Here is a 24,366-nt window from a genome sequence, read left to right as displayed (position 1 = left end):
TCTATTGTTTCTTATGGCAAATATAGGTGATATTTTAATTTTTATTTGATAGTTTTTGGTTTGTGTTAGTGGGATGTTATGCTGTTATGTTGTTACGTTGCTATGTTGTTGAGAGTTACAAAGTTGCAAAGGTTCAAAATTCATCTAACAACGATTAACTAGTAGAGCTCTAGTCACTTCGACGAAGGAGAAGTCGCATAAACTAATAAGTCAATAAGTTAATGAGGAAAGGTTTTTTCTAGTTGAGGGTTTAGAGTTTAGAGGCCAGAAGTTCAGAGATTCAAAATTCATCTAACAACGAACATCTAATAACAATCAACGAATAAAGTTCCAGTCACTTCGAAGAAGGAGAAGTCGCATAAAGTAATGAGTATAGGGAGTTTTCTAGTTGAGGGTTGAGAGTTCAGGTTTCAGGTTTTAGGTTTTAGGTTTCAAATATCCCTAACATACAACAATTAACCATTAACAAGTAACTAATCCCTTATCACTATTCACTATTTGAGTTTTTTTCGTTGTTAACTTAATGCTTAATATAACACATGCCTCTGCATTGTATTCTATACATTAGCTACTACAAGCTTTATTAATTTAAAAACGAGTAGTTATCAAACCATTTTATATAACAAAATGTATTTTTAGTATACTTGTAGTAAGTTATGCATCACTATAAACAAATAAAAATCTCATGAAAGCGATTCTATTAAAGGAATATGGTTTACCTAATTTCCTTGAGATTGGGGAAGTTTCAAAACCGATTCCGAAAGACAAGGAAGTATTGGTGAGAATTCACTCAGCATCCATCAATGATTGGGATTGGGGTCTGGTAAGGGGTAGGCCATTTGTAATTCGCTTGGTTCATGGGTTAAAAAAGCCAAAAATAAATATTCCCGGGGCAGACATCTCGGGAAAAATTGAGGCGATTGGCAGTAAAGTGAACTCTTTTAAAATTGGTGATGAAATATACTGTGACCTGTCGGAGTGTGGATTTGGCGGATTTGCCGAATATGTTTGTGTTCCAGAAAAAACAATTTCCAAAAAACCTTCCAATATAAGTTATAACGATGCAGCTGCCCTGCCACATGCCGGACTATTAGCGCTTCAAGGACTTATGCAAAAGGGAAAGGTAAAGTCTGGACAACATATCCTAATCAATGGCGCTGGTGGTGGTGTTGGTAGCTTGGGAATTCAAATCCTGAAATTACATGGAATAAAGGCTACCGGCGTTGACAGTGGTGAAAAACTTAATTTATTGAAATCGATGGGATTTGATAACGTTATGGATTATAAAAAAATTGACTTCACCAATAGTAGCGAAAAATATGACCTTATCCTTGATACAAAATCAAACAGATCCGTATTTAAATATGCGCGCTCCCTCAAGAGAAACGGTACTTATATAACGGTTGGAGGATTGATGTATAGGTTATTCGAAGTATTATTGTTAGGAAAATTGATATCTCTTTTTACAAGCAAAAAGTTAAGTGTGCTCAACCTTAAAACAAACAAGGGCCTAGATCAAATTTCTAACCTTGTGGAAAATGGGCAGATTAAACCAATAATTGATGGTCCTTATGAATTTGATGAAATCCCTATGTTGATTCAATATTTCGGCGAGGGAAGACACCAAGGAAAAATTGTAGTCGAAATTAAAAAATAACACCCCTTGCTAGTGCGAATATCATGCTCATACCGAGCTAATTGATGGTTGGTCGTTGTTACACTGTTATGTTGCTGTGTTGTTGAAGGTTGAGAGTCCAGAAGTTCAAAGGTTCCAGATTTCAGATTTCAGGTTTCAGGTTTCAAATATCCCTAACATACAACAATTAACCATTAACAAATAACTAACCCCCTAATCACTTTTCACTCTTCCCTTATCACTAACAACAATTAACAGCTAACCTATGTCCAATTTTATTTTTGTATACGACAGGTATTTGAAGCTCCTTAAACAAAGTTCATAAAACTTTTTACAAAAACATATACAATAGGTATTACTCCTGTTAAGCGTATTAAAATATCTTCTTCAAGGGTTTTGTTATAGATCTCTATCAAGATGTAGATAAGGTATAAAAATGAAATCAATAAAACTCCCAATGAAAAAAACAATAATACAGGGGCCAATATTTCATACCAAGTTCTACAAGCAGAAAACCGGCACCAATTTTCTAAAACATTGCGTAATACAATAGATATAAAAAAGCCACAGCAGATACATATTCCAATCCACTTTGAATATAATATGGACACAAATCTATCTATCATTTTTTTATTGAAAATATAAACCCTTCTATAAAAATACTACAAAAAAAGCTTGTACATTCCAAATACAAGCTTTTTAATTCTTTATTTTTCTGATAAACTACAACATCATCCCGCCAGAAACTTCTATTCGTTGTCCGTTTATCCAGCGGGCTTCTTCGGTACATAAAAAAGCTACTACCCCACCTATGTCCTGAGGCAATCCTACACGGCCCAATGCCGTTACCCCGGCTATTTGTTGGTTCATTTCTTTGTTGTCCCGCACACGGCCTCCGCCAAAGTCGGTTTCAATAGCGCCTGGTGCCACAATATTGGCAGCAATACCCTTTTCTCCCAGTTCCTTGGCCAAATATCTGGTTAACACTTCTACTCCACCTTTCATTGCGGCATATGTGGAAGAACCAGGAAAAGAGAACCTTGCCAATCCCGAAGAAATGTTAATAATGCGGCCGCCTTTGTTTATATAAGGAACTGCTCTTTGTGTTAAAAAGAAAACGCCTTTTAAGTGAATGTTCAACATATCGTCGAACTGTGCTTCGGTGGTTTCGGTAAAAGGTGCATAAAGTGCCGTTCCCGCATTATTGATTAAAAAATCGAAATTAGGGCTTCCGGTATTCTCTTTTAAATGACCGGTAACCTGATTAATAAATGTCTGGAACGTTCCTGTTTTTGAAGTATCCAATTGGTAGGCAATGGCTTTTTGGCCAATTGACTGAATTTCTGCCACAACGGCTCCTGCTTCTTCTTTATTGCCTCTGTAAGTAAGAATAACGTCTATTCCTTTTTTTGCGAGGTTAATGGCCATATCCCGGCCCAAGCCACGGCTACCACCGGTAACCAAAGCCACTTTGTTGTTTTCTGTTTTCATTTGTACTTTTTTTTAAAATTTTTGATAGTACAAAGTTAGGCTATAAACAAGGGGTGTGGTTTGTAAACATCAAAGGATTGTTTGCAAAATTCAAATAAAAAGACTTACGTACGAAAAGTAACAGGGGCTACGGAAGTTTGTCTTTTAAAGAAGTTGGAAAAATGTGCCACTTCTTCAAAACCAAGGCAGTAAGCAATTTCCGAGATGTTCCAATCGGTTTGCTTTAGTAATATTTTTGCTTCTTGTACAATCCTGCTACTAATAATGTCGGTTGTTGTTTTCCCCATATTGTCTTTAAGTACCTTGTTTAAATGGTTTACATGTATGGCCAAACGCTCGGCATATTCCTTGGCAGTACGCAATGTTAATTTTTGTTCGGGCGACTCTATAGGAAACTGGCGTTCTAACAGTTCTATGAACAGGGAAATTATCCGCGCCGAAGCATTTTGGTTGGTATGCAATTGTGTTGCGGGCTGTAGCTTTTGACCTTGATGAACAAGCTCAAGGACATAGTTGCGGAGCAGATCGTATTTATAAACATAACCGGAAGCAATTTCTTCTTTCATTTTGTTGAAAGTCAATGCTAATTGATCTGCCTGCGCATCTTCAATCTCAAAAACGGGATATCCGCCCGACCTGAATATGGGGAGTTCGTCCAAGACTATCCCCGTTATGTTCTTTGCCAAAAATTCATCGGTAAAAACACAAAAAGAGCCCGATTGGTTTTCATCTAAAGGAACCCAATGGTAAGGGACTTTTGGTGTGGCAAAAAGCAATGCGTTTTTTTTAACGTCTATAACCTTATCGGCATATTCCGCCCTATTCTTGCCACGTATTAAACTTATTTTATAGTATGCCCTGCGGTTGTATGGCATGACATTTTTGCGCTTTACCTGCTTTATGGTCTCGGAAATATCGAATACATTAAAATGACCTATTTCCTTGTTGATCCCAGGTGGCAACAAAGTGTCTATTTCCCGACCGGTAAATGCAGCGGCTTCTTTATAAAATTCTTCAAGGGAAGTACTTTTAACAGCTTTCATAACATTTGCAAAATTCAAAGGTACAACAATATAGTTACACCATTATGTTCTTTTTTAATACCCTTAAAACAGATTGCATTATAGTAACCCCAAACAACTTTGTTTCAATCTATGTATTACTTCGTGTATTTCTTCTTCATTATATGCAGCAAAACCAAACCGGATACCGTTATGTCCTATTTTGGCACTATCGTAACGTTGCCAGTTACCAATCTCCAATTCATGCTTTTCCGCCAAAACAACTAGGTCTTCCCATTTATATTTAGCATTTAACACCGCCCAAATGGCCATGCCTCCCTTGGGAATTTCAAAATTAAAATAATCCTTTAATTCTGTTTTCAATAGTGTACAGAATAGGTCCCGACGTTTTTTATATATTTTGAGCGTTTTCTTTAAGTGCCTTTCCATGCCGCCTTCTTTTATAAAATAGGCAAACGCATATTCCAAAAGGGAATCCCCCTGCCTGTCTATAAACCGTCTTAATTTGGCACATTCATCTACAAAAGGTTTGGGGGCAACCAAATACCCTATTCTATAAACCGGTGCCACGGCTTTGCAAACAGAGCCTATGTAAATTACATTTCCGTTTTTATCATGGCTTGCCAATGGCAAAATAGGAGCATGACTATAATTAAAGTCATAATCGTAATCGTCTTCAATAATGGCAAAACCATAAGTTTGAGAAAGATTTAATAGATGTAGCCGCCTTTCTGCCGATAAAGTTACGGTGGTAGGGTGATGGTGGTGCGGGGTAACAAATATAGCTTTTACTGGATGCTTTTTACATAATTCTTCTACGGCTTCGGTTACTATTCCGTTGTGGTCTACCGGAATGCGCAATAATTGTGCACCCCTATTTAAAAAAGTAATGTTTGCTGCAATGTAATTGGTTTCTCCAACTATTATATATTCTTTTTCCTGTAGTAATAACTGTGACAATAGGTATATTCCCATCTGGCTCCCGCGGGTAATCATTACATTGTCTTTAGTACATCGCAGGCCACGTGTTTGGTTTAGGTATTGGGCAAGGGCTTGCCTTAACTCGGGATTTCCGTAAGTGGAATGATATGTAGCATAAGGAATGCTCCTTTTTTTGGCTGCAATACGCCTATAAATTTTAGCAATTTCTGGTAAAGGGGCCAAACGCGCATCGGGTGTGCCATCGTTTATATATAAAAAGTTTTCTTTTTTGTCAAAAACCGGAAAATCAATTCCCGGTTCCTTGTTAAAAGAAAACCCAATGCGCTCCTTATGGACTCCTTTGCTTAAACTTCCCAAAGCCTTTTGTTTTAATATGGGCAAGTCCCGGTGTACAAAAGTTCCCTTTTTTGGAATTGTTTCAACCCAACCCTGTAAAATCAATTCATCATAAGCGGCCACAATAGTCCTTCTATGTACTTGTAATGTTTCTGCAAGCAATCGGCTGCTTGGAAGTTTTGTTTTTGGGGCGATCATACCTTTTTTTATCAACTCAATAAATTGATTTGCAACTTGAAGGTACAATGCTTGTTTGGTATCCTTATCGAGCTTGATTATAGTTTTGTACGGAATCATCTGGACTATCAATTAAATAAAAAGTGGACGAAATAAATGCTCCACAAATCTACTACATTTGACATTAAAAAAGAATACATGAGCTTAAGAACAAAACGCCCGGCATTACTACTTATAGATTTTCAAAAAGCATTTAACGATGAAGCATATTGGGGCGGAAACAGGAATAATAAAGATGCTGAAAAGAATGCCGAAAAGATTTTATTAAAATGGCGGGAGCTCGAGCTTCCCATTTACCATATAAGGCATAGTTCGCAGGAACCAACATCTAAATTACATGTTTCCAGCCCAGGTTTTGAATTTAAAAAGGAAGTTATCCCATTGCCCGATGAAACACTTATAACCAAAAATGTAAACAGTGCCTTTATTGGCACCAATTTAAAACAGATGCTTGACGATATGTGTACAGATACGCTTGTAATTATGGGTTTGACCACCAACCATTGTGTCTCTACAACTACACGTATGGCAGGAAATTATGGCTATAAAACTATTTTAATTAACGATGCAACAGCGGCTTTTGACAGGGTTGGTGTTAATGGTGAAAAGTACGACGCTGCGTTGATACATTTAACCACATTGGCAAACCTAAAAGATGAGTTTGCCGATATTATCTCAACAAAAAAACTTTTAGAAATTATATAAGCAAAAAACATGGCTACCTATCCAAAAACATCTCTAAACAAAGTGCAAAGAGGCGCCAAAAGGGCTTCTTATGATATTGAAACGGTAAACCAAATACTCGACGCCGATTTTATGGGGTATGTGGGTTATGCATACAAAGGGCGTGCAATCTCCTTGCCAATGGCATATGGAAGGGAAAACAATAAAATATACCTGCACGGTTCTTTGAAAAACCGAATGTTACTTACCCTACTCGAAGCCGAAGATATAAGCATGACTGTAATGCATTTGAACGGATTGGTGTTGGCACGGTCTGGATTGCACCATTCTGTAAATTACAGGTCGGCCACCTTATTTGGAAAATTGAAAAAGGTTACAGATTCTCTTGAAAAAGAAAAAGGACTAAAATGTGTAATTGACCAAATGATTCCGGGAAGATGGGAAAATTTACGCCCTATACTTGAAAAAGAACTGAACGGAACCTTGGTAGCCGAAATGGTGATTGAAACGGCTTCGGCAAAAATAAGGGACGTTGGCGTTCATGATGAAAAAAGTGATATGGAACTTCCTATCTGGGCAGGGATTGTCCCTATAAAACAATTGGCAGAAACACCCCAAAGCGATCCCTATTTACCTGAAGGTGTAGCTATTCCAGAACATATAGATAATTATGTAAACAAGAATTCAAAGTAATTGGAGGTACAAAAAACTAAAAAATCTTTTCGTATGCCTTTTCATATATTTCCTCATAAAGAGGTACAATATTGTTTATATCGAATTTGCGGGCCTGATCGTGGGCCTGTTTTTTATAAGTGTTCAAAATAACATCGTCCTTTAATATCTTAAGCGCATTGCTTGTCATGGTAGCAACGTCTCCCACATTGCTTAAAAAGCCACTGTACCCATCTTTATTTACTTCCGGAATACCGCCAGTATTGCTGGAAATTACGGGAACTTCGTTCACCATTGCTTCAAGTGCCGCCAGACCAAAGCTTTCGGTTTCAGAAGGCAACAAGAAAAGATCGGAAAAGCAAAGTATTTTATCCACCTCATTACTGTTCCCTAAAAAGATAACTTTTTCACCAATGTCCAATTGGTCGCACAGGGCCTCGGCGCCTTCCCGTTCGGGCCCCTCGCCTACCATAATAAGTTTTGCGGGCATTTCTTTTTGAATACCGTAAAATATATTGATTACGTCGGGGATGCGCTTTACCTTCCTGAAATTACTAATATGTGTTATAATCCTCTCGTTATCGGAGGCCATCATGGCACGCTGGCAATCGGTAAAAGAGCGGCTATATTTTGAGACATCTATAAAGTTGGGAATTACATGAATCTTTCTCTTAATATCAAAAAGGCGTTTGGTATCGTCCTTTAAACTTTGGGAAACCGAAGTCACCACATCCGATTTATTTATACTGAAGGTAACCGCAGGTTTGTAAAAAGGATGGTTTCCAACCAAGGTAATATCGGTACCGTGCAAAGTGGTTACAATAGGAACGTCAATACCTTGCGTTTGAAGCATTTTCTTTGCCATATAAGCTGCATAGGCATGTGGAATGGCATAATGTACGTGCAGCACTTCAATTTTATATAGCTTAATCATATCTACCAACTTACTGGACAATGCCAGCTCATAGGGTTGGTAATGAAAAAGCGGGTACTCTGGCACGTTTACCTCATGAAAGTGAATCTTTCCGCTTAATAAAGCCAGCCGTACGGGTTGCTTATATGTTATAAAATGGATTTCGTGACCCCTGTTTGCCAAAGCCATTCCTAATTCTGTTGCAACTACGCCACTACCTCCAAAGGTTGGGTAACATACAATCCCTATACGCATATCTTTTAACTATTAATTTCCTGAACCTTAAAATATGAGAAAGGAACAGATAGGTTATTTTAAAGTTATTTAAAACCTAAGTCGGTTGTCTTTACTTGAATTTACAAAGTATGACAAAAAAATTTATCTTTCTATGGATTCGTATATAATTTCCTGGATTACGGTACGTGTCCCTTCGGTTATAAGTTTTCTGTTCATCATTGTTGGGTATGTCCTGTTGGATAAAAATATGTACACAAGATTGTCCACTGGATCTACCCAAGCATAGGTTCCGGTAAAGCCACTATGGCCAAAGCTTGTCATGGACACACAACCGCATGTGGGGCCAACTGTTCCCAATTGGGGCTTGTCAAAACCAACGCCCCGCCGGTTATCTTCTTCGCAATAATAACAGGTATTGAATTTATCCAAAGTGGCCGCGCTAAAATACCTGCGCCCGCCATAATATCCTTTTTGAAGATACATTTGCATCATTTTGGCCAAATCGTTTGACGTGCTAAATAATCCTGCATGTCCACCAACGCCTCCCAACATGGCTGCACCCATATCGTGCACATAGCCTTGTATGGTTTGGTAACGGAAATAGTCGTCTACCTCGGTAGGCACAATTTCGCCTTTTTTAAACTTGTCCAGCGGTTTAAAGGTGGTATAGTTCATCCCCAAGGATTTATAAAAGCGTTCTTGGGTTATTGCATCTAAAGATTCTTTGTAATAATCTTCTAAATATTTTTGTAGCAATAAAAAAGGGAGATCGCTATACTTGTATTCCAATTTAGGCAAAAGCTCACTTTCCTTTATTCGCTCAAAAATGGTATCCTTATAATCGTTTCTAATATACATATGGTCTGCCACTTGCGTTGAGAACTTTTTATTGGGCTCTTCATGATAATATTTCTCCAACGGTTTTTTGGTGCCTTCATCAAGGGTTTGCAAGTAAAACGGGATCCAAGGGGTTAGCCGTGCGTAATGAGATAAAACAGCCAAGAGTTTAAGGTCGCTTTTATTGCTCCCTCGAAGCTCGGGGATCATTTCGCCCAAGGTTGTATTAAAGGTAAGCTCGCCATTTTCTACCAATTGCATGATATTGGGCAAGGTAGCTGTAATTTTGGTAAGCGATGCCAAGTCGTAAATACTATTGCTCTGTACTTTCTCTGCATCCCTTCCATAATCAAACCTTCCAAAGTTTTTGCTATAAACAACCTTGCCGTTTCTGGCAATAAGGATTTGCCCACCGGGCGTTACCCCAGAGCTAATTGCCGTATTCATTACCGAATCTACTTTTTTAAGCACTTTGGAATTCATCCCTACACGTTCTGGGACACTATACCCCAAACGGGAAAGCGAGTTGGTTAAAAACCCCCTGTTTTCGGGTAATTTTTGATGTGCCATTACCGGAAGACTCCCTTTTGAAGACAGGGCACCAAAAAGAATTTCGGCTGATTTCTCTTGTGCAATGGCATCGTTTTGAAAACTTATTACAATCGATTCAATATTATCTATACTTTGAAGGTCCAGCAGTGCATATGGTTTTACAAAGGCATCCAGAATTACTTTCTTCAATCTGGCAATTTCATAAATCCAAACCTTCTCCTCATTGGTAAAATCGGCTGCTTTCCATGGGGTTTCCGTAGAACGGTGATGCCCAATAATTACCAAGTTGTATGGTTGCAAGCGCTCGACCATATCGCTCAAAGTTGAAGCCTGTATATAATCTACCTCCGCATATTTTTGTAGTGTTGTTAAAAAAGATTGATGTTCCCCGTCGCCAAAGCCCACATATGCTATTTTCTTTTTATCCAGATCGCGGACAGGAATTTGCTGTTCGTCGTTTTTAGCAACCGTAATGGCGTTCTCCATGACTTCTTCGTACAAAATGGTATCTTCCACCCTATTAAGATCTTCGTATAGATTTTCCATCTTTACGGGGTGGTAATCGTTTAAACCAACTTTATATTTGGCTTTTAGGACTTTTTTTACTGAATAGGCCAAGCGTTCTTCGGTAATAACGCCCTCATCATAAGCTTCTTTTAATTTTTTGATTCCCTCGGGGGTATCCCCGGAAATTAAAAGCATGTCGTTTCCGGCAAGAAAAGCAGAAAGGTCTACATTGTCCGAATCGGCATAATTGGCAACTCCTTTCATTTCTAAAGCATCGGTAAATATAAGGCCGTTAAAATGAAGCTTTTCTTTTAGCAAGCCCGTAACAATTCCTTCGGAAAGAGAAGACGGAAAACCATCCCGCGATTCTAAACTCGGTACATTGAGGTGGGCCACCATAATACTTGCAAGTCCTTGCGGGATTAACTGCTTGTACGGATATAACTCTACGCTGTCTATACGTTCTTCTGAAAAATTTATAGTGGGCAAGGTTTTATGGGAATCCTGTTCCGTATCTCCATGACCCGGAAAATGTTTTGCATTGGCAAGCACGCCAGCCGATTGCATCCCTTGCATAAATGCCAAGGTTTTTTGTGCAACTTTATCTCTGTTCTCTCCAAATGAACGGTTGCCTATAATGGGGTTTTTGGGATTGGTATTGATATCTACATCTGGCGCGAAATTAATTTGCATCCCTAAGCGTTTACAATGTTCGCCAATGTGTTTTCCAACACGCCTAATCAGGTCTGTATCTTTAACAGCGCCCAGTGCCATGTTGTAGGGAAAAGCAAATGTAGAGTCCAAGCGCATGGAAAGTCCCCATTCGGCATCCATGGCCATCATCATCTTTACTTTTGAAAGATCCTGTAGCTCATTATTGATCTTTGCCTGACGGTAAGGCCCCCCGGTAGAAAATATAACCCCACCCACTTGATAGTTGGACACAAGGTTTTTTACTTTTTGTATATGTTCCTGCCCTTTGTCCGTAAAGGCACGGATCATGAACAACTGACCTATTTTTTCCTGAAGTGTTAATGCATTATAAACACTATCTACCCATGCTTTTTGCTGTTGATAATCACTGGTAATTAAAGGGTCTACTCCCTGAGCAGACAGATTTAAAAATCCACATAGGAATACAACAACAAAAACATTTTTCTTTAATACCATTGAATAATTTTTATTAAATAGAATGTTTTCTCATAAAAAATCGACATCATTTTACTATAAAAAAACGATGTATAAAATACTAGTTAGCAGGTAAAAAGTTAAAGTTTAATTCATGAACCTGGCATGCCAGCTGTCTCTTGCGGGGACTTCCCAATAATTTTGGTATTCCTCTTTATTGGTCACCAAGTTGTTAAAAACTATTGTGTTTTGGGAGACTGCCTTTTGTTTTGCCATTTTTTTAAAATCAGCCAAGGGCTTGTAGGCAATAAAGTCGCCTTGTCTGTAGGAAACGTTCATTTTATCCAGAAGGTCGACATGGTACTCTTTTTCCAGTTCTTGGATAAAACGTACCGAAGCATCAATGGAACAACCGCTTGCAGCATTAAATTCTTGATCCAATGCTATGATAATAAACCTTTTATAACGTATTTCAAAGGAAGCTTGCAGGTGGGCTCCATGAGCGGTCCATTGCTCTATAAAGTTTGTTATTTTTTGGTTTAGTTCCTGAATCTCATCTTCTGTAAAACTTCTGTTGGCCTGGTATATCCATACGCGTGCCGTTTCCGATATTTCATTAAAAGCTACTATCATTTTCTTTTATCTTTAAAAGAGTCCGTTTTTCAGTTAAAATATTTTTTTATAAATCGCCTGCATTTGCAATAAGTTCTGCAACATCCATAACGGCTATTTGTGCTTCCTTTTCTTTGTTTTTAATTCCGTCGGTTAACATGGTATTACAAAAAGGGCATCCAGCTGCAATAATTTCAGGTTTGGTTTCCAGGGCCTGTTCGGTGCGTTCTATATTAATGTCCTTATTTCCTTTTTCGGGTTCCTTAAACATTTGTGCCCCGCCTGCACCACAACACAGACCTCTTTTTTTACAGCTTTTCATTTCAACTAGTTCTGCATCCAGTTTTTGAATAAGGTCCCGCGGTGCTTCATACACGTTATTGGCTCTTCCTAAATAGCACGGGTCGTGAAACGTTATCCGCTTTCCTTTAAATTTACCACCTTCAATCGTAAGCTTTCCTTCAGACAATAAAGAACGTAAAAATTGTGTATGGTGTACCACATCGTAATTTCCGCCCAATGAAGGATATTCATTTTTTAGGGTATTAAAACAATGTGGGCATGCCGTTACAATTTTTTTTACTTCGTAACCGTTCAATACTTCTATATTGGTCATTGCCTGCATTTGAAAAAGCATTTCGTTTCCGGCCCGCTTGGCAGGGTCTCCCGTGCAACTTTCTTCAGTACCCAATACAGCAAAGCTAACGTTGGCCTTGTTTAAAAGTTTTACAAAAGCCTTTGTTATTTTTTTGGCCCTATCGTCAAAACTTCCGGAGCAACCCACCCAAAAAAGTACTTCGGGGGATTTTCCCTCAGCCATCATTTCTGCCATTGTAGGCACTTTTATTGTATCGCTCATACTGAATTGTTTTTTAGCTATTATAATTGCATCAATTTATTCTTGAGGTATTTGGCTTAACATTGGCCTTTTCAAAAAAAGGAGCGTTCAAGACTATTTGTTCTGCAACTACAATATGTAATAGACATTATACAAAGCAGCATTGCAATATTTACAATACTGCTTTGGTAAAGGTTGAATATCTTTAATCGTGTTTTCCATCGTCAAAAACCTGAATGGTAACCTCCTTGTCGATAAGGTCGGTAAATTTACCATTGTAGCGGGTTGCTTTCACCAAGTGGTTATCGATCCAATGGTAATTTCCGCCCCTTGGTTTTCCCATTACCATCCCGTGATACTTAAACCCATGACGGTTTAACCATTCTTCGGTGGTTTTTCTATGCTCTTCGGTACGGGAAGTAAAGAAATATATAATATGCCCTTCCTCATACCACTTGTTTAATGTTTTTAAAGCATCCGGATATACCTGTGCGGTAGCCATTCTCTCTGGTTCTTCATTGGGGATATCGTCGCAAATAGTACCATCTATATCGATTAAATAGTTTTTTATCCCCTTTGGCAAGACCGGACTTATATGTTCTCCGTCTTCTAACTTTTCATGTAGCAATTTTTCAACTTCTTCTTTGTTCATTTTAAAGCTTTATTTATTGGTTTATGTTTACTCATTTTTCCAGTTCAGCCTATCCATTTGGTTATATGGCCATGGGGCAGCATTGTTTTCAATATTCCCCATCATATTGTTCAATTCCATTGGTGCGGCCGACTGTTCCATTACCAAATACCTCCTCATATCCATAATGATGGAAAGCGGGTTAATGCTTACCGGACAGGCCTCGACACAGGCATTGCACGTGGTACATGCCCAAAGTTCTTCCCGGCTTATATAATCGTCCAACAATTGTTTTCCGTCTTCCTTGAACTCGCCTTTGTTGGCATCTATGTTTTTTCCTACTTCTTCCAAACGGTCCCTTGTATCCATCATTATTTTGCGCGGGGATAATTTTTTTCCGGTTTGGCTTGCCGGACATTCACTGGTACAGCGCCCACATTCGGTACAGGTATATGCGTTTAAAAGCTGTACCCAATTAAGGTCGGATACATCTGAGGCCCCAAACTTTTCCGGCATATCATCTCCCTTATCTTCGGCCGGTGCGGCAAAAGGATCTGCATTGGGATCCATCATTAACTGCACCTCTTTGGTAACCGATTCCAAGTTGTTAAATTCGCCTTTTGGTTTTAAATTGGCATACCATGTATTTGGAAAAGCCAGTAAAATATGTAAATGTTTGGAAAAGTATAGATAATTTAAAAATGCCAATATTCCCACAATATGTAGCCACCAAGCCGTCCGTTCTATAAAAATAAGGGTTGCGGTACTATAGTTTTCGAACCACGGCACTAAAAACTGACTTACTGGAAAGCTTCCAGCCATTGTGTAATGTTCTGCCCCCATTTGTTGAAGCGAATAATCGGCACCGTTCATGGCTAAAAACAGGCACATAAGCACTGCTTCAAAATATAAAATGATGTTCCCATCGCTTTTTGGCCACCCCTTCATCTCTGGATAAAAGAAACGCTTTAATTTAACAATGTTTCTTCGGGCCCAAAATACGGCCACTGCTACAATAACCAATACGGCCAATATTTCAAAAGAAGCTATTAAAAAGCTATAGAACCCTCCTAAAAATGAAAAAATACGGTGGGTACCAAAGAGCCCGTCGATAATAATTTCTAATACCTCTATGTTTATAATGATAAATCCTGCATATACAATAATATGGAGAAACCCTGCCAATGGCCTCACCACCATTTTTTGTTGTCCCAAAGCAATACGCACCATGTTTTTCCACCGTTCGGCCTTATTATCGGTACGGTCTATTGCCCTTCCAAGCCTGATGTTCCTGACAAGTTTTTTAACATTAATGGCAAAGTAACCGATGCCGGCTACTAATACAACAGCAAATAGTATTTGGGAAATATAGCTCATTACTCGTTATTGGTTTCTTCTTCGGGGGCTTCGTATGGTTTGGGTTTTTTCCCGAATAACGAAAAATGTACGTACCGTTTCGGGTTCAATCTAAGGTCTTCCAACAGCAGCTCTAGTTCCAAAGAGGCATCGGTGAGGTTTTTATACAATTCTTCATCGTTCAACAATTTTCCTACAGATCCATCTCCAGATTCGATTTTGGCCATAATATCATCCAATTTTGCCATGCTGGACTGAAGATCGCCTATGGCTTCGCCAATATTGGCCTGTGCAAGCGTATCGCTTACCATGGATAGATTGGTTGTAAGATTGTCTATGTTGGTCAAAGACCTGTCTAATTTATCTTTATTGTTTGCCAACAATGCATTAAGCGTTCCCGATGCCTGGCTAAAGTTATAAATAACCTTGTCCAGGTTTGCCAGACTGGATTTTATATTGGCACGGCTTTCTTCATTCAGAATATCGTCTACCCCGGCCATAACCGAGTCGGCGTTTTTCAACACCCCGTCAAGGCTACTTTGCAAGGGCCCCAACTTTTGGGTTACCAGCTCGGTAAGTCCTGGCTGTACATTAGTCTTTAAGGTATCTCCCGATTTAGAGCGTTCGCTCCCATCGTAAACAGGAACAATGCGCAAGCTTTTACCTCCTATAATTCCGGTGTCGTATATTTCGGCTACACTATTTTTCGAAAATTGAAACTCGCTGTTGACCGTAAAGGTAATGAGTAGATTCCCTTCACCATTAACAAAACTTATATCTTTAATATTCCCTACCTGCAACCCATTAATGCTTACGGATGTTCCCGTAGAAAGCCCGTTTACGTTCTCGTATACGGCATAATAAGTCCGGCTGGAATTAAAGAGGTCGCTTCCCTTTAAAAAAGTAAAGCCTAGAATAAACAGCACAATGCCACCTACTACTATAATTCCGGTTTTTAATTCTTTAGTTAATTTCAAAAGCTTTTTTTTATACTATAAGCAACAAAATTAGAAATAATTTCTTAAGATTGGCTTTAATTTGATATGGAATTGAGCACAGATTTCACTTTAACCTTCTCGCCGTTTTTAAAAGCTACCACAAAACTACTTTTGTATCCTTTGCTTATTGCTTCTTGCTGCATGCGTTTTATATCATCGTAATTTGTTACTTCTCCGTAATAATACCTGTAAATACTCCCTTCTTTTTCCCTGCTGATGGGAGAAAGGCCTTTAAAATTGTAGGCTTTGGTTTCTATGGCACTGGACCCGGCCGCTATTTGTACCCTAAAGGTTACCCCTTCGGCAGTTACCACATCTGAAGAATTTCCGGAAACGTCAGTTTGTTCTATAGCAACCTGCCCCGATGAGTGATCTTTTACCTCAAATGAAAAATCGTCGCCAATATTCTCCTCGACATGCTTTTTATACTTAAAAATGGCATCGGCTATGGAAGTGGCCATGTCCGATTTTCCTTTGTTTGAATTCAAGTAAGACCCTTCTGGTTTGTATGTTAAAAACCCAGTTTCTACCAATACACTGGGCATAAATGTTTGATGGAGCACAATAAACCCCGCCTGTTTGACCCCTCTGTCCACACGTTTTAGCTTATCGGTAAAGTTATCCTGAATAGATTTTGCCAAAAACACACTTTGATCCAAAAATTCTTCCTGCATAATTGTTAAGCCAATAAACGATTCGGGAGAATTAATATCGTACCCAGCATAATTTACTTCATAATTATCCTCCAAATAAATAACCGAGTTCTCTTTTTTGGCTACTTCAAAATTTCTTTTGTTTGCATGAAGCCCCAATACAAAAGTTTCTGTACCATGCGCACTGGAACCATGAGAATTACAATGCACCGACACAAAAAGGTCTGCTTTTGCCTCATTGGCTATTTTTCCCCTAACGTATAGGTCTACAAAGCTATCGTCGTCCCTAGTGTAAATTACCTTAATATCTGGATGCTTCTCTAAAATTGCACCCACTTTAAGCACAATCTTCAATGCTATATCTTTCTCTTTAAACCCATTACCCAAATTCCCAGGATCATGACCACCATGACCAGCATCAAGAACAACGGTAAATTTGCCATCATTGGGTTTATTTTTTTCAAATGAAAATATAGGCTGTGTTATTAATAAACTCATCCCTAAAAACAGGACACCAAAAAATCTCTTCATAAAATAATAACGGTTTATGGCAGTTATTTATTTTGATTAAAATTTGTTAATCTATACCAAACAGACCAAAAAATATACGTATGTTTGGCACGTCAAAAACCAAGCCATTCTTTATACAAAAATAGGATTAAAAGCTTTGCGAGCAAAGAAACGTTACATACTTTTAGCGCTATTAACTCTGTTTTTCAGTGGTTTTTTTTATGCCCAAGAAAGACCTAAAGTTCAAGCGCTGGATATTAAGGCTGAAAAAGAGCAAACAGACTCCCTTAAAATTAATGCCAGTGAAGTTTTGACAAGCTTGGCCGTTGTTGACACAACCGAAACAGACTCCATATCTAAAGACACTACCAAACAAGGTTTTCTACAGGGGAAAATAGACTACAAGGCCAAAGATTATATGAAAATGAGCCGTAAGGAAAATAAAATCTACCTCTATAACGAAGCCGAAGTTTATTACCAGGATTACGAATTAAAGTCGGGGATTATTGTTATCGACTATACCACCAACGAAGTCCATGCCGGACGTATAAAAGACTCCACCGGCGCATTAATTCAACCTCCGTATTTTAAGCAGGGGAATAACATTGTGGAACCCGATTCCATAAGGTTTAATTTCGACACCAAAAAAGCCCTTATTTTTAATTCCAGGACCGAGCAGTCCATGGGCGAATCGATGAGCGTTTTTGCCGAAACCGTAAAGAAAGAAAACGACTCGGTATACTTTTTAAGGGAAGGTAGGATAACGACCGCCGAAGATATTGACGACCCCGATTATTACATACGTGTACGGAAAGGTAAATTTGTGCCGAACAAAAAAATCATAGCAGGATTTAGCAATATGTACATTGCCGATGTGCCTACGCCCATTGCCGTACCATTTGCCTATTTCCCCATGTCGCAAGAACGTAGAAATTCCGGGATTATCATGCCAACCCCCGGGCAAACAAACAGACGGGGGTATTCCCTACAAAATGGTGGTTATTATTTTGCCATAAGCGATTATTTCGACCTGGCCTTACTTGGAGATTATTATACCAACGGAAGCTATGGTCTTCGAACGGAAACCAATTATGCAAAACGCTATAAATTTAGGGGCGCATTGCGCTTTAGGTACGAAAATAATGTAGAGAGCCAACGCGGTTTTCCAGATTATAGCAGGAGTACCATATACAATATTCAATGGAACCATAGTCAGGATGCAAAAGCCAACCCAAATTCCAGGTTATCGGCATCGGTTAACTTTGGTAGTAGTCAATATTACCAAAATTCATTTAACCAATTAAACACGCCCAACTTCCTAAACAACACATTGCAATCGTCTATTTCGTACAATAAAACATTTCCGGGCTATCCCATGGTAAATTTAAACGCTACCACTTCCATCCAGCAAAATACCAGGGACCAATCGGTAAATATGACATTGCCAACCTTACAGGCCAGCATGGAACGTATTTTTCCGTTTGCAAAAAGGGATGGTGCCAAAAAGGGGATTATACAAAATATTAACTTTCAATATAATTTTAGGGCAGAAAACAGGATAAGTACTATTGATACGCTTCTTTTTAAAAAGGAAATGTTCGACAATGCAAAAGTTGGGTTTCAACACACCATTCCCATTAGTACGAACTTTAAAATCTTTAAGTTTTTCAGTACTTCCGTAGGAGCCAATTACAACGAAGTATGGCAGTTAAAAACCATTCAGCGAAATGATTACGACCCTATATTAGAAGAAGCAACCATTGACACCATAAGTGGTTTCGATAGGTTTGGTACCTATAATTTTAATGCCAGCCTTGGTACCACACTTTATGGAACTTTTGTTTTTGGGGAAGACAAAAAAATACAGGCTATCCGCCATACCGTCAGGCCATCCATAAGTTATGGGTATACGCCGGCTTTCGACCAATATTATGATGAATATATTGGAGAAGATGGCGTGGAACGTGAGTATACTAGATTCGAAAACGGGATTTACGGGCAACCCGGCCTTAATAACTCCAACAGCATAGGTTTATCTTTAAGCAATGTGGTCGAGGCAAAAGTAAGGGACAAAGACACTACAGCCACAGAACCCAAAAAGGTCATGCTCTTGAACAACCTTAACTTTAGTACTTCGTACAATATTGTTGCCGATTCGCTCCCTTGGAGCCCTGTCCGGATGAGTGGTGGAACTCAGTTTTTCCAAAACAAGATGAACGTAAATTTTGGTGCTACTTTAGACCCTTATGCCATTGACAATACCGGAACCCGGATAGATGTTTTTAATTACGAAAACGGCGGAAGCCTGTTTAGGTTGACCCAAGCCAATGTAAATGTAAGTTACTCCATAAACAGCAAGACTTTTTCGGGCGAGGAAGACAAAGAACAAGTAGACAACACCCAAAGTGGTGGCCGTGACGACGATTTATTTGGGCGCGCACAAGATTTTAGCGACGAACGTACTTTTGCAGATGAAGATGATGAAGAAAAAGAAGACATCCCAACAGAAGCCTATGCTGCAAAATTACCTTGGGATCTTAGAATGGCATATTCCCTGACCTATTCCAACAGAAACAGGGAAAGCGAAATTTCTAACAACTCGCTTATGTTTTCGGGAAATATAGAGCTTTCTCCACAGTGGAAGGTAGGTGTTTCCTCGGGATACGATTTTAAACAAAAAGGGTTTACATATACCCAATTGAGGTTTGCCCGGGACTTAAAAAGCTTTAGGCTTAATTTTAACTGGGTACCTTTTAGCAATAGGGCTTCTTGGTTTTTCTTTATTGGTATTAAATCGTCCATGTTGAGCGACCTTAAGTGGGAAAAACGAAGCGAACCGGATAAGAGGCTGTAGTAGTAGGCGGTAGCAGTAGGCATAAAAATTAAACCTTATATTCAACCAAAATAAAACATATGAAAAAAATAATTAACACCAACAAAGCTCCTGCGCCCTTGGGCCCATACAATCAAGCAATTTTAGCAGGCAATACTTTGTTTGTTTCGGGGCAAATAGCCATCGATCCAAAAACAAACCAACTGATTTCCACAGGCGTTGAAGACGAAGCCGAGCAAGTAATGCTCAATCTAAAAGCAGTCTTGGAAGCTGCCGGGATGACTTTTGATAATGTGGTGAAAAGTTCTATTTTTTTAAATGACATGAACGATTTTGCAAAAATAAACACCATCTACGGAGCTCATTTTGACGAAGCCACTGCACCCGCCAGAGAAACCGTAGAAGTTTCTACATTGCCTAAAAACGTAAATGTTGAAATATCCATGATTGCCGTGAAATAAAGATTCATTAAATAGAAAAACCCCCGACATTCAAAAAGCTGGCTTTTATAAAATTGATATTTTTTTATGTTTAAATACGGCTAGCTTTTCATTTTCCGGAGAAAGTTCGGTAATTAAAATATCGATATCATCAATATTGCATATTTTATAGCGTTGAACCGTATTTAATTTTTCTGATATAACCGGGCAAACAATTTTCCTTGAAGCTTTCATCATTGTTTTTTTGAGCTGAACGATTTCCCAATCAAACTCTGTCAGGCCATGATTTGCATCGATGGAATTTGTTCCCATAAAACACAAATCTACCTTTATGTCGGAAAGGAGATTTAATGCCTCTCCCCCAATAGATATTTGCGATCCCTTGGAAACCTTCCCGCCTATTACAATAAGTTCAACATTATGCTTTGTCATTAATTGGTTAGCAACTGGTATACTTGGGGTAAAACATGTTATTTCAAGGTCCGGGGGTATCAATCTGGCCAATTCCATGTTTGTAGTTCCACCACTTAACAAAACAACCTGCCCTTTTTTTAAGAGTTCGATTCCTTTCTGGGCGATCTTGGTCTTTAATTCCAAAGAATAGATATTTTTCCGGCCAGTATCGTAATTATCAAACCCCAAGGAAATAGCACCTCCGTGGACTTTTTTAAGCTGTTTTTCTTTATGCAGCTCTGTAATATCACGTCGAATAGTATCAACGGAAACTTTTAAAATTTCGGCAATATCAGTTAATAAAACTCTATTGTGAATTCTAACCTCATTTAGAATCACTCGCTTTCTTTCGGCTTTTAACACAGATTTTCAATATTAGTAATATTTGACAAAATACGGTAAAAAAATGCAATTATCATATGCTTTAATTTAAAATAATGGATTTTTCATATAAAAAACTGCAATATTTTGCAGTCTTATGCAATATTTTACCTACATTTAACAGTCGACTTTTGTGTATTTATAACAAAACAGCCCAAAAAAACCATAAATATAACTTCGGCGCTATGGATTGAGAAACAATCTAAATCTATTTAATCAACCTAAATTCCTAAAACAATGAAAAGAAAATTAAAATTCATTTTCTGGTTTTTATCCATTAGCTGTTGTTTAACGGCATGGGGACAAACCAAAGAAATTACCGGTGTTGTTTACGATCCAGATGGTGTTCCGATACCCGGAGCCAATGTAATCCTGAAAAATACTACCAATGGTGTAGTTACCGATTTTGATGGCAAATTTTTAATCAGCGTGCCGCAAAAGGAAAACAATGTTCTGGTCTTCTCGACTATTGGCTTTGCCACTAAGGAGCTACCGTTGCATAACCAAACTATTGTTAGCATAAAATTGGAGTTAGACATAACAGGTTTGGAAGAAGTTGTTGTTGTTGGTTATGGTAGCCAGAAAAAAAGAAACTTAACGGGAGCCGTTGCCTCTATTGATGCCGAGGTCTTAGAATCTCGACCGATTACCGATATTGGCCGTGGATTACAAGGAGTATCTCCTGGATTAACCGTGTTATCATCGAGTGGACAAATAGGCCAAGACCCTATTATTAAGTTACGGGGCTCCATTGGCACCCTTGGAACGCCGGGCGGGGCACAACCATTAATCTTAGTTGATAATGTGGAAATACAAAGCTTACAATCCATAAACCCGGAAGATGTAGCAAATATCTCTGTTTTAAAAGATGCAGCCTCAACTTCCATTTACGGGTCTAGAGGTGCATGGGGCGTTATTTTAATAACTACAAAAAACGGCCGGAGGGAGCAGGCACCTACCATAAGTTATTCCAATAATTTTTCATGGGCAACCCCTACCGTAACACCCAAAGTAGCGCCTGCGGCAGAAGGTGCAGAAATGGCTTTCGCTGCCGTAAATAGAAGGATTCCATCTTTGGATGCTTTTGGTGTTGTAGGCATGTACATAGACCAAACTGCAATACAAAAAATGAGAGAATGGGAAGAACTATACGGCGGTCAAGATTTGGGCATGGAAATGGTTGAAGGACGAGATTTTGAAATAAGGGACGGACGCTTGTTTTTTTATAGGTCATGGGACCCCCGTGAATTATTTGTAAAAGAATGGGCATTGCAGCAAAAACACGATGTCTCAGTATCGGGAGGAAGCAAAAACACCAATTATTATTTAGGGCTTGGGTACCTAAACCAAGGGGGAGTATATAAAACCAATCCTGATAAATACGAACGTTACAACGTAAATTTAAGCATCAATACATCTGTTACAGATTGGTTGGATGTCCGGGCAAAAGTACTCAACACCAATTCAATAACAACAGAACCATTTGCGTTTGGTAGTGCAACGTACGATGCCTGGTATTACACTACCAGATGGCCGGCTTTTTATCCTTATGGCACACTGGATGGCAAACCTTTCCGAAATCATATATCAGAGGTCGAACAAGCAAAAATGAATAAAAACGATTATTCCTTGTCGCGCCTAAATCTAGGGACTACCATAACCCCTTCTGATAATTTTTCTGTTAATTTCGATTTTACACATGATAGAATAGAAGAACACGAACATCAAACTGGAGGTACTTTGTATGCTTATAATTTTTGGGCACAAGGAGCCGATTTTTCCTATGTTCCATACAGTAGCCCGGCATACGATAGGGTTCAATACAATTCTGAATGGAGCAGAAGGAATACCGCAAAAATATTTGGCAATTATACCAAAACATTTGACGATGTGCATAAATTCGATTTTACTGTTGGTAGTGACATGGAGAAATATGAGTATTGGTTTCAGTATTCACAAAGAAGAAATCTTTTAAATCCAGATCAAGGAGAACTGGAATTGGCAACCGGAGATCAATTTATAGGTGGTGATCGTGATAAATGGACCACTCTAGGTTTTTTTGCGCGTGTAAACTATGCATATAAAAACAAAATATTATTAGAAGTAAATGCTCGTTATGATGGTTCTTCAAGACTTTCCCCCGATCAAGAATGGGGGTATTTCCCATCGTTTTCGGCAGGTTATGTCCTCACCGAGGAAAACTTTATGAAAAGCCTGCAACCCACTCTTTCTTTCTTAAAGTTAAGAGGGTCTTATGGGTCTGTAGGAAACCAGAACACATATTTGTCTAATATATATCGGGTCATGTCGTCTTCCAATTCTGGATGGCTCATCGATGCACAAAACCAAGTTACGGTAGGTACTCCCGGGGCACTTCCTGCCTCGCTTACATGGGAGACAGTAACCACCATGGATTTTGGTTTCGATTCTAAATTTTTCAATAATAAATTAGGCATTGTTTTCGACTGGTATCAAAGAACCGTAAGCGATATGCACAGTCCAGGAGTTACGCTCCCCAATACTTTTGGCACATCATCCCCAACCAGAAATTACGGAGAGTTGCAAACAACCGGTTGGGAACTTTCAGTAGATTTTAAACATCAATTTAGCAACGGGCTAAGCATTAGCGCCATAGCCACGCTAAGCGATTTTACTGAAGAAATCACGAAATACGAAAATGAAACACAAGGTATCAACTCTTATTATAAAGGAAAAAAGATTGGTGAAATTTGGGGGTATGAAACCGACCGCTTTTTCAACGAATCTGATTTCAATTCTGATGGAAGCTATGCAGATGGTGTTCCCAGTCAGGAAATATTTGAAACCAATGGCTGGTTTAAATATGGCCCGGGAGATATTAAATACAAAGATTTAAATGGCGACGGTGTTATAAATTATGGCACGGAAACCGTAGGAGATTCTGGAGACATGAAAGTAATTGGTAACACAACACCACGTTATCAATACGGGTTTCAATTTAGGGCAGACTGGAAAGGTTTCGATTTTAGTATGTTTCTACAAGGAGTGGCCAAGCGGGATTTTTGGGCCAATGGGCCGGTATTTATCCCTGGATATCGGTATGGCGAAGGTTGGTATACTCACCAGTTGGATTATTGGACCCCCGAAAATCCAGATGCATATTACCCAAGGCCCAACGATCAAGGACAATCCAACAATGCTATGAATTTCTTGCCACAGACCAAATACCTTCTTGACATGTCGTACATCAGAATGAAAAACATGGCTTTTGGATATACCATTCCAGAATCACTTACGTCTAAGTTTCATGTAAACAGGCTTAGAATATATTTCAGTGGCGAAAATCTGTTTGAATTTACAGATGCCCAAGTTCCCGTAGATCCTGAAGTTGACTATACAACTGCCGGATTGAACGACACTTCTACTTTTGGCAGGGTATATCCCTTTAGAAGATCATTTTCATTTGGACTTCAATTAACCTTCTAAAT

At 38.8% G+C, this 24,366-nt stretch carries 18 protein-coding genes; 6 read left to right on the top strand and 12 right to left on the bottom strand.

Features of this window, described 5'->3' with window-relative positions:
* The first annotated feature begins 685 nt into the window (after positions 1-685).
* Positions 686-1,657 (top strand): NAD(P)-dependent alcohol dehydrogenase, encoded by a 972-nt coding sequence (locus tag PSF86_RS04485; protein ID WP_277898845.1) that lies wholly within the window; start codon positions 686-688, stop codon positions 1,655-1,657.
* A gap of 702 nt (positions 1,658-2,359) precedes the next feature.
* Here PSF86_RS04485 and PSF86_RS04480 read toward each other — a convergent pair.
* The 3 genes from PSF86_RS04480 to pdxR form a co-directional block, all read right to left on the bottom strand.
* Complete coding sequence (locus PSF86_RS04480) at positions 2,360-3,127, bottom strand: SDR family NAD(P)-dependent oxidoreductase (protein ID WP_277898844.1); 768 nt, start codon at positions 3,125-3,127, stop codon at positions 2,360-2,362.
* Between the two features lie 104 nt (positions 3,128-3,231).
* Positions 3,232-4,170 (bottom strand): helix-turn-helix domain-containing protein, encoded by a 939-nt coding sequence (locus PSF86_RS04475; RefSeq protein ID WP_277898843.1) that lies wholly within the window; start codon positions 4,168-4,170, stop codon positions 3,232-3,234.
* 78 nt (positions 4,171-4,248) lie between these two features.
* Complete coding sequence (pdxR, locus tag PSF86_RS04470) at positions 4,249-5,724, bottom strand: MocR-like pyridoxine biosynthesis transcription factor PdxR (RefSeq protein WP_277898842.1); 1,476 nt, start codon at positions 5,722-5,724, stop codon at positions 4,249-4,251.
* 78 nt (positions 5,725-5,802) lie between these two features.
* On the opposite strand from pdxR, the gene PSF86_RS04465 reads away from it, so the two are divergent.
* Complete coding sequence (locus tag PSF86_RS04465) at positions 5,803-6,369, top strand: cysteine hydrolase family protein (RefSeq protein ID WP_277898841.1); 567 nt, start codon at positions 5,803-5,805, stop codon at positions 6,367-6,369.
* A 9-nt stretch (positions 6,370-6,378) separates the two neighbouring features.
* The gene (locus PSF86_RS04460) at positions 6,379-7,041 is read left to right on the top strand and encodes a pyridoxamine 5'-phosphate oxidase family protein (protein ID WP_277898840.1); all 663 of its coding nucleotides are present in this window, start codon (positions 6,379-6,381) and stop codon (positions 7,039-7,041) included.
* 16 nt (positions 7,042-7,057) lie between these two features.
* On the opposite strand, the gene bshA is transcribed toward PSF86_RS04460, so the two are convergent.
* The 8 genes from bshA to PSF86_RS04420 form a co-directional block, all read right to left on the bottom strand.
* Positions 7,058-8,188 (bottom strand): N-acetyl-alpha-D-glucosaminyl L-malate synthase BshA, encoded by a 1,131-nt coding sequence (gene bshA, locus PSF86_RS04455; protein ID WP_277898839.1) that lies wholly within the window; start codon positions 8,186-8,188, stop codon positions 7,058-7,060.
* Between the two features lie 123 nt (positions 8,189-8,311).
* The gene (locus PSF86_RS04450) at positions 8,312-11,236 is read right to left on the bottom strand and encodes a serine hydrolase domain-containing protein (RefSeq protein ID WP_277898838.1); all 2,925 of its coding nucleotides are present in this window, start codon (positions 11,234-11,236) and stop codon (positions 8,312-8,314) included.
* Positions 11,237-11,341: 105 nt separating this feature from the next.
* A complete protein-coding gene (locus PSF86_RS04445) occupies positions 11,342-11,827 on the bottom strand; it encodes an ABC transporter ATPase (protein WP_277898837.1) in 486 nt (161 codons plus the stop codon).
* A gap of 46 nt (positions 11,828-11,873) precedes the next feature.
* Positions 11,874-12,665: a (Fe-S)-binding protein gene (locus tag PSF86_RS04440; RefSeq protein WP_277898836.1), complete on the bottom strand. Its 792-nt coding sequence runs from the start codon at positions 12,663-12,665 to the stop codon at positions 11,874-11,876.
* 184 nt (positions 12,666-12,849) lie between these two features.
* Entirely contained in the window at positions 12,850-13,296 is a 447-nt protein-coding gene (locus tag PSF86_RS04435; protein ID WP_277898835.1) for an LNS2 domain-containing protein, read from the bottom strand.
* Positions 13,297-13,323: 27 nt separating this feature from the next.
* Entirely contained in the window at positions 13,324-14,652 is a 1,329-nt protein-coding gene (locus tag PSF86_RS04430) for a 4Fe-4S dicluster domain-containing protein (RefSeq protein ID WP_277898834.1), read from the bottom strand.
* On the bottom strand, positions 14,652-15,608 hold the full coding sequence (locus PSF86_RS04425) for an MlaD family protein (protein WP_277898833.1): 957 nt from the start codon (positions 15,606-15,608) through the stop codon (positions 14,652-14,654). The genes PSF86_RS04430 and PSF86_RS04425 overlap by 1 nt, the downstream gene beginning before the upstream one ends.
* Before the next feature lie 56 nt (positions 15,609-15,664).
* Positions 15,665-16,813 (bottom strand): N-acetylmuramoyl-L-alanine amidase, encoded by a 1,149-nt coding sequence (locus PSF86_RS04420; RefSeq protein WP_277898832.1) that lies wholly within the window; start codon positions 16,811-16,813, stop codon positions 15,665-15,667.
* A gap of 136 nt (positions 16,814-16,949) precedes the next feature.
* Here PSF86_RS04420 and PSF86_RS04415 point away from each other — a divergent pair, with 136 nt between their 5' ends.
* A complete protein-coding gene (locus PSF86_RS04415) occupies positions 16,950-19,646 on the top strand; it encodes a putative LPS assembly protein LptD (RefSeq protein WP_277898831.1) in 2,697 nt (898 codons plus the stop codon).
* Positions 19,647-19,705: 59 nt separating this feature from the next.
* The gene (locus PSF86_RS04410; protein ID WP_277898830.1) at positions 19,706-20,086 is read left to right on the top strand and encodes a RidA family protein; all 381 of its coding nucleotides are present in this window, start codon (positions 19,706-19,708) and stop codon (positions 20,084-20,086) included.
* Between the two features lie 45 nt (positions 20,087-20,131).
* Here PSF86_RS04410 and PSF86_RS04405 read toward each other — a convergent pair whose 3' ends face one another.
* Positions 20,132-20,857 (bottom strand): DeoR/GlpR family DNA-binding transcription regulator, encoded by a 726-nt coding sequence (locus tag PSF86_RS04405; RefSeq protein WP_338424013.1) that lies wholly within the window; start codon positions 20,855-20,857, stop codon positions 20,132-20,134.
* Positions 20,858-21,136: 279 nt separating this feature from the next.
* On the opposite strand from PSF86_RS04405, the gene PSF86_RS04400 reads away from it, so the two are divergent.
* A complete protein-coding gene (locus PSF86_RS04400) occupies positions 21,137-24,364 on the top strand; it encodes a SusC/RagA family TonB-linked outer membrane protein (protein ID WP_277898828.1) in 3,228 nt (1,075 codons plus the stop codon).
* Positions 24,365-24,366 lie beyond the last annotated feature (2 nt).

Origin of the sequence: Galbibacter pacificus (assembly GCF_029603165.1) — a bacterium.
GTDB lineage: Bacteria > Bacteroidota > Bacteroidia > Flavobacteriales > Flavobacteriaceae > Galbibacter > Galbibacter pacificus.
This window is presented reverse-complemented; position numbering and strand designations above follow the sequence as displayed.